The organism is Dyella choica, assembly GCF_003977665.1.
GTDB lineage: Bacteria > Pseudomonadota > Gammaproteobacteria > Xanthomonadales > Rhodanobacteraceae > Dyella_B > Dyella_B choica.
On record NZ_RYYV01000056.1, the window covers coordinates 1 to 3,380 of the forward strand.

Below are 3,380 nucleotides of genomic sequence, written 5' to 3' on the forward strand. Positions count from 1 at the left end.
CACGATGCGCTCGGCGGTATGACGCCCGCCGAGTACCGTTACCACTACGCCAGAAGCTCTACTTCTGAAATGTCCACTTGACGGGGGAGCTTACGAATTTTTTTCGGGCGCGCAGCTCCAGCATGGCCTCTCCGTAGGCTTCCTGAAGTTCCTTCAGCTGCCGCTCGTACTGTTCGCACACGTCCTCAGGTTTGGCACGCAGAGCGTTCTCCATGCCTCGCTTGCCATACTCCACCCAGTTCTCGATCTCTGAGGGCGGGATATCGTACTGGCGGCTAGCTTCTGCCACTGTCGTCTTTCCCTGAATAATTTCCAGCACTAGCGCCGACTTACGCCGTGCTGTCCAGCGTTTAATCTCTTCGTCCATCGTCGTGCTCATCGGTGTCTCCTAAGTGAAGATTACACCTGAGCAGAAAATCACTGGGTCATTACACCGCTGGCGTACGATCCACGCGGCAGTCCTGATACCCGATGTCAAAAGCCGTACATAACTCCTTACATACGACGTATCCATGAATACGCTGGCCGAATCCATCCTGCTCCACGCCCACTACCTCCCCGAGGGTGAAGTGCTATCGCCCAAAGAATTCCTGTACCTGGGAAGCCGGCGCGCGGTCGATCAGGCGCTTTCGCGCCTCACCAAGGCGGGCAAGCTTCTTCGCGTGGCGCGAGGCACCTATGTCTCCCCGGTCTCTAGCCGGTTTGGCTTCCGCGCACCTACGCCAGAGAAGGTGGTGAGGGCCATAGCCAAGCAAAGTGGCGAAACCATCGCCGCCCATGGTGCCACCGCTGCTAACGCACTGGGCCTCACCCAGCATGTGCCTACTCGGGAGGTCTACTTGACGTCGGGGCGCACGCGGAAGCTGAAACTCGGTCACTCGGAATTACTGGTCAAGCACGCCCCTCGCTGGATGCTGGCACTAGGCAACAGGCCTGCCGGTGCAGCAGTACGCGCGTTGGCCTGGATGGGGCCGACCTATGCCAGCCGTTCACTGGCCACCCTGCGTCGCACCCTTCCAGAAACGGAATGGCAAACGCTGACGTCTGTCCGAGCCATCCTGCCGTCTTGGATGGCTGAGGCCATCGGCCAGGAAGCTGCGCGTTGCTGAGTATTTCTTCAGCCTCAGCTCGGACGACCAACGCGAAGCCTTTTCAAGTCACGAATACATCATGATGCCATGATCCAGGTCTGTCAGGCGCCTGGTTGGCCATGTCGTCAAACACAACTTCAAAACACCATAAGCCTCTCTTCGCGCCCCTCTGTCTCCATTATTGCAATCCAAACTCGCTGCCAATAACTCCCTCTACTACCTTGCGTGCCGCGTGAATACGCCAATAGTAGTGGTCAGGGCGAGTGCGGCTGTAGTCACTATCCACAGAGCTACGTCATCCTCTACGCGACCTGCGATGCCCGACCCGCCGAAACGACGAGAACTCGCGAGCGAGCCTCCGTAGATGACGGCTAATAGGCACGTATAGACCGCGACCATGCCACCACTATCACCCAACAAAATGGCAATAGCAGGGACACTGAAATTGAGTGGAGGGAACGGACTTACTTTCCAGCCGCCGGTCTTCAAGATGATTGTGGACACAATAAGAATATCGACGATGAAGACCCATGCCTTCACACCATCAGTCGACAAGCCCGAGTGAATGTTGGCGCCATAGGTAGGCAGCCACATGCTTGCGAAAGAGCGAGTCATGAGAATCGGCCCCATCGTGACGAAAAATATGACTAGGAATAGGAAAAAAAAGGACGCCGGATTTAGAGCCCTTTGGATGCGAATGCCGTGCGTCGGGTTGTAACCCCTGGCAAGGATCCAGATACCCAATGCAAGAATTAGATTGAAAAAGAATTGAAAAGCCAAGAGTGCCGCTGAAATCGTCAGTGATGCATCCATTGTCGGCATGAAGTCTCGGTTGTCGATAAGGGTTTACTTTCACCATCAGTGACAGAGGCAACATGGAAGGTACGTTGCCATATGCAAAAGCAATTCTATCCAATCATGCGGAACCAGTCTTTTACCGCTAAACGCAGACGATCAATTTCGTCCTCTTGCATGGGACAGCAGTGAGCAATTGGACCGCGCAACAGATTCAAGTTAGCCAAGACTCGCTCGACTGCTCGCTTACTAGTCAGGATTGACTCAAAGAGATCCCAGTTCGAGGTGATAATTACTGACAGTTCTCCGAAGGTCGTGTAGTCAATCAAATTATCTGATCTAGGCGTAATTCCATTGTCACGTTCTTTTTGGACAAGCCCCTCTGCAGCAGCTGTTATATTTGCCGGCAACCGCCCACTGTTCCACCAGTCCGAGCCAACAGCATCTTGAAGAGTTTCAACTATAAGCTTGCGGATTGCTTGTTCCAGACAATAAAAAACTTCGTAATGCTCAGACATTTCAGCTGCCTCACCGCGCACACTCTGCTCAAATTGCGGGTAATAGCCAACTGCGCCAGCGACCTCACGCTTTGCAACATGTCCTAGTTCAATGCTGTACTTCTGCTCTATTTGTCTTAGCTCTTCTGTTATTAAAAAGCCTGACATACCAAAAGAACGGACGTAATCGTTAGCGTTAGCCATCGGAACTACTCAGCAAATGCTCTTTGAGCGCCCTAAAGATAGCATTGAAGACGGCCGGGTCCGAGGTTGCGGGAGGATTCAGATTAATTGTGTAACCAAGATTCAGACCAATCTGCTTTTCCACAGCTGGCCGCTCAAAATTCTGATGGACGGTTGGCGTGACAGGAACGTCAAGTGTCAATGGCTTCTCTAAAGTGCTTTCAGAGGAATTGTTATCCGACTTTGCGAATTTCTTTAGTTGCTTGATGCAACCAAATACACAGCTAACTACCGCCGAGTCTGCCTCAACACCTGTTTCCTCGACGATCAGCCCTTTGAGCTTTGTGTCGTCGAGTCGATGCATATATTCGTTGCGGGCATAGAGCGGACCGTAACCTATCTTTAAAGCTTGAGCTGCGGCCCATCCCTCAGTAGATGGGTTGCGAAATTTTTTATAGATATCAGTGGGTTTTCCGTCTGACCCGACAAAACCAATCTTCCTAAGATAGGCCGTCATCTGATTACCTGATCCGCCGGGCACGCCAAGAATGGTCTTTACAAAATCCTGGCTGACGGTTTCTGGTGTTGCTGCAGACTTAATCTGCAAAAGCGCCCTTTCGATGTTTCCAGACGCGGTGACATAAGGTAGCGAAGCCATCCCCTCCCCCCTTTTGTGGTCGCTTTATGCTTAAGCGTGCAGCACAAATCCCGAAGCCTTTGTCGTGGTCAAGGTTTTTCGGACACCCCGATAGGGCATATCAGGCGAGGCAGCGCTCGTACTCGTTGGGCGAACGATAGCCTAAGGTGGAGTGAA

5 protein-coding genes are annotated in these 3,380 nt (G+C 52.7%); 1 reads left to right on the forward strand and 4 read right to left on the reverse strand.

Features of this window, described 5'->3' with window-relative positions:
• Positions 1-58 precede the first annotated feature (58 nt).
• Positions 59-379, reverse strand: a complete 321-nt coding sequence (locus EKH80_RS23570) for a DUF1153 domain-containing protein (RefSeq protein ID WP_126687241.1) — start codon at positions 377-379, stop codon at positions 59-61.
• 133 nt (positions 380-512) lie between these two features.
• Between EKH80_RS23570 and EKH80_RS23575 the strand changes: the two genes are divergently transcribed.
• Positions 513-1,109, forward strand: coding sequence for a DUF6088 family protein (locus EKH80_RS23575; RefSeq protein WP_126687242.1), 597 nt, complete (start codon positions 513-515; stop codon positions 1,107-1,109).
• A 198-nt stretch (positions 1,110-1,307) separates the two neighbouring features.
• Here EKH80_RS23575 and EKH80_RS23580 read toward each other — a convergent pair whose 3' ends face one another.
• The 3 genes from EKH80_RS23580 to EKH80_RS23590 all read right to left on the reverse strand — a co-directional run bounded on the left by EKH80_RS23580 (position 1,308) and on the right by EKH80_RS23590 (position 3,224).
• A complete protein-coding gene (locus tag EKH80_RS23580; protein WP_126687243.1) occupies positions 1,308-1,913 on the reverse strand; it encodes a hypothetical protein in 606 nt (201 codons plus the stop codon).
• 86 nt (positions 1,914-1,999) lie between these two features.
• Positions 2,000-2,587, reverse strand: coding sequence for a Swt1 family HEPN domain-containing protein (locus tag EKH80_RS23585; protein WP_126687244.1), 588 nt, complete (start codon positions 2,585-2,587; stop codon positions 2,000-2,002).
• Entirely contained in the window at positions 2,580-3,224 is a 645-nt protein-coding gene (locus tag EKH80_RS23590; RefSeq protein WP_126687245.1) for a DUF5343 domain-containing protein, read from the reverse strand. Before EKH80_RS23590 ends, EKH80_RS23585 begins: the two co-directional genes overlap by 8 nt.
• Between the last annotated feature and the right edge of the window lie 156 nt (positions 3,225-3,380).

What these genes read in the sequence shown, in the direction of transcription:
- EKH80_RS23570 (WP_126687241.1), bottom strand. Translation starts at nt 379, where the DNA reads ATGAGCACGACGATGGACGAAGAGATTAAACGCTGGACAGCACGGCGT.
- EKH80_RS23575 (WP_126687242.1), top strand. Translation starts at nt 513, where the DNA reads ATGAATACGCTGGCCGAATCCATCCTGCTCCACGCCCACTACCTCCCC.
- EKH80_RS23580 (WP_126687243.1), bottom strand. Translation starts at nt 1,913, where the DNA reads ATGCCGACAATGGATGCATCACTGACGATTTCAGCGGCACTCTTGGCT.
- EKH80_RS23585 (WP_126687244.1), bottom strand. Translation starts at nt 2,587, where the DNA reads ATGGCTAACGCTAACGATTACGTCCGTTCTTTTGGTATGTCAGGCTTT.
- EKH80_RS23590 (WP_126687245.1), bottom strand. Translation starts at nt 3,224, where the DNA reads ATGGCTTCGCTACCTTATGTCACCGCGTCTGGAAACATCGAAAGGGCG.